4 protein-coding genes are annotated in these 3,240 nt (G+C 71.6%); all 4 read right to left on the bottom strand.

Annotated features, from left to right (window positions below; translation table 11 throughout):
* On the bottom strand, nt 1-880 hold an 880-nt coding region (locus tag KBX39_RS27190), incomplete at its 3' end, for a hypothetical protein (RefSeq protein ID WP_210873209.1).
* 242 nt (nt 881-1,122) lie between these two features.
* Complete coding sequence (locus KBX39_RS27185; protein WP_210873207.1) at nt 1,123-1,932, bottom strand: hypothetical protein; 810 nt, start codon at nt 1,930-1,932, stop codon at nt 1,123-1,125.
* 78 nt (nt 1,933-2,010) lie between these two features.
* Nucleotides 2,011-2,628, bottom strand: a complete 618-nt coding sequence (locus KBX39_RS27180) for a Crp/Fnr family transcriptional regulator (protein WP_210873205.1) — start codon at nt 2,626-2,628, stop codon at nt 2,011-2,013.
* A 113-nt stretch (nt 2,629-2,741) separates the two neighbouring features.
* Nucleotides 2,742-3,240 (bottom strand): Pycsar system effector family protein (locus KBX39_RS27175; RefSeq protein WP_210873203.1); only part of this gene is annotated, 499 nt, incomplete at its 5' end.

Below are 3,240 nucleotides of genomic sequence, written 5' to 3'. Positions count from 1 at the left end.
GCGCGGCGACGAGGTCACTGTCGACTCCGCTCCACTCGGCCAGCGCGGCCGCGAGTTCCACCGCCTGAGCCGGCCGGGGACGGGCAGCGAGTTCCTCGACGACCCTCGGCTGGGCGACGCACCGCTCGACGAACGCCCGTCGGCAGGCTCCCCGGCAGGGCGCGCAACCGGCGGTGCACCGCCTTCGGCGGGCTAGCATCCGCACCAGGTGCCGGCGCAGCACGTACTGCGGGTCCGGTGGCTCGTACGCGACCGCGTATGGCGTGAGCGCGGAGCCCGTCGCGTCGGTCTGGTCCACAAGGAGCACTACGTACGCCTTGCGCTCGCGGGCGAGGCGCTCGAACGCGCGTAGCGTCCCCGCGCCGACGCTGGCCTTCCCGGGCAGCTCCAGGACAGTGCCGTACTTCGGCAGCAGGAGGTCTTCCTTGCCGGCGAGCTCGGCGGCGGTCGCCTCGCTCTGGGCGCATTCGATGCCGGCGACCCGGTCGATGCCGGCGACCTGCCACAGCATCATGTCTGCGGTGGTCCTCCGCCCGGTCCCGTCGCCACCCGCCAGGAGGATCACATGCTGCTCCCGGAGCCGGGCGACGAGCTGCGGAAAGGCGGCGACCTCGACGTAGCCCCGGGCCGTCTCCCGCAGCCCTTCCGGCGTTCGCTGCGACCGAAGTACGCTGATCTGCCGTCCGTCGGGGAGGACGAGACTGAGCAGCGTGTGGTTGCCGTTGACCTGGATGCCGTAGGACTTCCGTTCGCGGTCCATGCGCCAGGACAACGTGTCGGCGGTGCCGGGCTCGTCGCTGCCGCCGTCCTGCCAGCTCGTGTCCCGCGCGTCGGACTGCTGCCTGCTCGCCCCTTCGTCCACCGGCCGGAACTGGTCCATCCGCCTCCGGTAGCCGGCGCCTAGCGCCGCCGCCGTTTCGCCGCTCGCCCCTCCCGTCGACGGGGACGGTCCGGTGCTCTCCTCCGCTGTCTCCGGCTTCGGGGAGCCCGTCGCCGAGGCGGGTGGGGTCACCGGCTGAGCCGGGGCCTCCGGTTGTCCGGCTGCCGCTGCATCACCCGGCCGGGGGACGGGCTCGGCGCCCGGCGAATCGCCGGCAGGCGCGGTGGCCGGGTCGTCGGCGCTCACGCCGAGCCTCCCCCGAGGTTGATGTCCCGAATCTGGAACTGGTTGTGATCGCCATTCACCTGACTGCCGATGTTTGTCACCTCGGAGCGTTCGGGCGGGGCGGGCCGCTCGTCCCGGCCGCCGGGCGATCTGTCCGACCGCGCTTCCCGTTTCGTCGCGGCGGGGGCGGACCGGGTGTCGAACTCCGACTCCGGTTCGTCCATCGGGTCGCTCAGGTACGGCGGGTGGTGGCCGGGCACGTGCAACCAGGCGGTCGTCTCGTAATCCTTCTCCGGCACAGCGGCGCGCACGCGTCGGAACATCTCCGGCCGTGTTCCCCGCTCTCCATAGGGCACGACCTGCCGGTAGACCGCATCGGAGACGACTGCGACGACCGGAGCGTGCGGCACTGCGACGGTGGCCTCCCGGGCGACGTCGCAGTCCCGCAGCCGAGCCGCGTTCACGATCGCGTCGCCACCCCGGGGCACACCGTCGGAGTCGATCTTGACCAGTCCGAAGTCGACACCGACCCGCAGCCGCAACTGGTGCGCGTCGTTCTTGTTGCGGTTCCAGGCCAGCACACCGGCCTCGAGCCGACGGAGGTAGTCGGTGAGTAGCCAGGCCAAAGGCACGTCGGCCGGGGCGAGAGTGAGTTCGCCGTCGCCGCGCTCGCGGCGGATCCATGGCCCGGGGTAGGGGCAGTCGCGCTGCGCCTCGGCGATCACGCTCTCGGTGGCGACCGCGAGGTCGGATTGACGCGGATAGCCGCCGTCGCTGGAGCGGACTATGTCGGACGAAATTGCCGTCCAAGGGCGTGGATGTTCCACGGAAATCACCTGCTTCGGTGGAAGGGGGTCGGTTGTCACTCTGCGGTGGTAATGTCGCGGCAAGCCAGTTGATCTACATCAGGTGATGCAATTCGCCCTCGCCTCGGCGATCGCCGACAATCCCGCTTCGTCCCGGATCAGAATCGATCCGTGCCGGGTGACCACCAGTCGCGCCTTCACGAACCGCCTCAAGATCCGGTGTACCGACACCTGCGAGGCGACCACCAGTCGTGCCAGCTCGCGCTGGGTCGTGTGGACGACGAGCAGGCCGCCGTCCGCCACCGCCATGTCGCACAGGGTGCCGGCCACCCGCGTGGCCGTGTCGTACGAGGCGGCCACCGTCCGCCGGTCGGCGGCGCGCAACCGGGCGGCCAGGAGTTGGGCGAAGGGCCGGTTGGCGACGGGGTGACGGTGCAGGAACCGGTCGAAGGAGGAGGCGGGGATGTGCTGGGCAACCACCGGTCCGACGGCGACCACCGAAGCGGACCGGGGACGGTCGTCGAGATAGGCCAGCTCGCCGACGAGGTCTCCGGACGAGCGCAGCGCGATTCCGAGGGGCTCCTGACGCGGGCCTTCCACCTCGACACGGACCCGGCCGCTGGTGAGCAGCAGGAGGTGACGTCCACTGTCCCCCTGCCGCAGCAGGCACTGGCGGTCGGGAAACTCTTCCCGGTTCCCGATGCGCAGCAGGGCCATCCGGTCGACCGGGTGGAGACGGCCGAGGAAACTGGCAGTGGACCAGCGGGTGGTCGCCCTCGCGTGCCGGTCGGGCTCAGGCACCTGTCGCTCCTCTCGCTCGGTCGTCCCGGTCACAGCAGGCTCACCGCGATCAGGGCGGCCGCGAACATGGCGAGGACCGTTCCGGCGCGGGTCCAGCGGTACTTCGTCATGGCGAGCCGGCTGATCCAGCAGAGCTGGGAGATCAGGCTGGGCATGGTGTCGTGGGCGGCGCGCTCGACATGGCGCCGGACCTCCTCAGGGTCACGCAGCCGGTGCACGTGCCCGAAGTAGGCGACCAGTCGCAGCTCCGGGTCCCCGCCGGTCCTGGGCAGCAGCGCCATCATGACGGCGGCCAGGGCCAGCGCCGCCGCCAGGCAGCCTGTCCACCAGGTCCAGACCGCCGTCCCGGTCAGCCGGTGCGGCGACCAGGACGCCCCGACCAGCCCGGTCGCGAGGGCGAGCAGCGCCCCGCCGAACAGGCCGAGCCACTGGGTGGCCTTGGCGTCCGCGCGCCGCAGTTCCTCGCGAGCCTCGGTGAGCAGCCGTTCGGTGAGGCGGGTGGCCGCCGTCGGGTGGGTGCCGGTACGT

The sequence above is a fragment of the Micromonospora sp. D75 genome (genome assembly GCF_018070405.1).
GTDB classification, from domain to species: domain Bacteria; phylum Actinomycetota; class Actinomycetes; order Mycobacteriales; family Micromonosporaceae; genus Micromonospora; species Micromonospora chalcea.
The sequence above is the reverse complement of the archived record's forward strand: the minus strand, read 5'-3'. Positions and strand labels throughout refer to the sequence as shown.

Excerpts from the sequence above, each read along its gene's own strand:
- KBX39_RS27180 (WP_210873205.1), bottom strand. The coding sequence starts at position 2,628 with ATGGCCCTGCTGCGCATCGGGAACCGGGAAGAGTTTCCCGACCGCCAG.